The 1,384-nt window shown below is 51.7% G+C and carries 14 tRNA genes and 1 rRNA gene; all 15 read right to left on the bottom strand.

Annotated features, from left to right (window positions below):
* Positions 1-10: 10 nt before the first annotated feature.
* Positions 11-87: transfer RNA gene (locus CD138_RS13165), tRNA-Asp, on the bottom strand.
* 14 nt (positions 88-101) lie between these two features.
* Positions 102-175: transfer RNA gene (locus CD138_RS13170), tRNA-Met, on the bottom strand.
* Between the two features lie 17 nt (positions 176-192).
* Positions 193-285, bottom strand: a tRNA-Ser gene (locus tag CD138_RS13175).
* Between the two features lie 8 nt (positions 286-293).
* A tRNA-Ile gene (locus CD138_RS13180) sits at positions 294-367 on the bottom strand.
* 25 nt (positions 368-392) lie between these two features.
* A tRNA-Met gene (locus CD138_RS13185) sits at positions 393-466 on the bottom strand.
* A gap of 29 nt (positions 467-495) precedes the next feature.
* Positions 496-571: transfer RNA gene (locus CD138_RS13190), tRNA-Ala, on the bottom strand.
* A 21-nt stretch (positions 572-592) separates the two neighbouring features.
* Positions 593-666, bottom strand: a tRNA-Pro gene (locus CD138_RS13195).
* 13 nt (positions 667-679) lie between these two features.
* Positions 680-753 (bottom strand) — tRNA-Arg (locus CD138_RS13200).
* A gap of 16 nt (positions 754-769) precedes the next feature.
* Positions 770-858, bottom strand: a tRNA-Leu gene (locus CD138_RS13205).
* A gap of 6 nt (positions 859-864) precedes the next feature.
* Positions 865-939, bottom strand: a tRNA-Gly gene (locus CD138_RS13210).
* 3 nt (positions 940-942) lie between these two features.
* Positions 943-1,024, bottom strand: a tRNA-Leu gene (locus CD138_RS13215).
* A gap of 4 nt (positions 1,025-1,028) precedes the next feature.
* Positions 1,029-1,101, bottom strand: a tRNA-Lys gene (locus CD138_RS13220).
* A gap of 4 nt (positions 1,102-1,105) precedes the next feature.
* Positions 1,106-1,181: transfer RNA gene (locus CD138_RS13225), tRNA-Thr, on the bottom strand.
* A gap of 22 nt (positions 1,182-1,203) precedes the next feature.
* Positions 1,204-1,279 (bottom strand) — tRNA-Val (locus CD138_RS13230).
* A 12-nt stretch (positions 1,280-1,291) separates the two neighbouring features.
* Positions 1,292-1,384: ribosomal RNA gene (rrf, locus tag CD138_RS13235) — 5S ribosomal RNA — on the bottom strand; the annotation flags it as partial.

The raw sequence follows: 1,384 nt of genomic DNA on the forward strand, positions 1-1,384 counted from the left end.
ATTTTAATAATGGCGGTCCCGACGGGAATCGAACCCGCGATCTCCTGCGTGACAGGCAGGCGTGTTAAACCGCTCCACTACGGGACCACTTATAAATAATATTGCGGGAGGCGGATTTGAACCACCGACCTTCGGGTTATGAGCCCGACGAGCTACCGAACTGCTCCATCCCGCGGTAATAGAAAATAATAATGGCGGAGGAAGAGGGATTCGAACCCCCGCGAGCCGTTAAGCCCCTGTCGGTTTTCAAGACCGATCCCTTCAGCCAGACTTGGGTATTCCTCCGAATTATATGGACCTTGCAGGACTCGAACCTGCGACCGAACGGTTATGAGCCGTTAGCTCTAACCAACTGAGCTAAAGGTCCTAATAATGTTTTCAACTAAATTTAGTGGCGGCGGAGGGGATCGAACCCCCGACCTCACGGGTATGAACCGTACGCTCTAGCCAGCTGAGCTACGCCGCCTTATGTAGTTGTATTAGTATTAATTTAAATGGTGGAGACTAGCGGGATCGAACCGCTGACCTCCTGCGTGCAAAGCAGGCGCTCTCCCAGCTGAGCTAAGCCCCCATATAAATATTTTAAAAGATATCGGGAAGACAGGATTTGAACCTGCGACCCCTTGGTCCCAAACCAAGTGCTCTACCAAGCTGAGCTACTTCCCGTAAGGTAATGTAGCGCGCCCGATAGGAGTCGAACCCATAACCTTTTGATCCGTAGTCAAACGCTCTATCCAATTGAGCTACGGGCGCATATGAAATGAAACAATGGTGCCGAGGACCGGAATCGAACCGGTACGGTGATCTCTCACCGCAGGATTTTAAGTCCTGTGCGTCTGCCAGTTCCGCCACCCCGGCAAATAATGGAGCAGAAGACGGGATTCGAACCCGCGACCCCAACCTTGGCAAGGTTGTATTCTACCGCTGAACTACTTCTGCATATGCGGGTGAAGGGAGTCGAACCCCCACGCCGTAAGGCGCTAGATCCTAAGTCTAGTGCGTCTGCCAATTCCGCCACACCCGCAAAGTGAGCCATAGAGGATTCGAACCTCTGACCCTCTGATTAAAAGTCAGATGCTCTACCAACTGAGCTAATGGCTCATCATGGTGCCGGCCAGAGGACTTGAACCCCCAACCTACTGATTACAAGTCAGTTGCTCTACCAATTGAGCTAGGCCGGCTACTCATATTCATTTCTAAAAATGGTGGAGAATGACGGGATCGAACCGCCGACCCTCTGCTTGTAAGGCAGATGCTCTCCCAGCTGAGCTAATTCTCCGATTATGTATTAACCTGGCACCGTCCTACTCTCGCGGAACGTAAGTCCGACTACCATCGGCGCTAAAGAGCTTAACTTCTGTGTTCGGCATGGGAACAGGTGTGA

Source organism: Staphylococcus intermedius NCTC 11048 (assembly GCF_002902385.1).
Lineage (GTDB): Bacteria > Bacillota > Bacilli > Staphylococcales > Staphylococcaceae > Staphylococcus > Staphylococcus intermedius.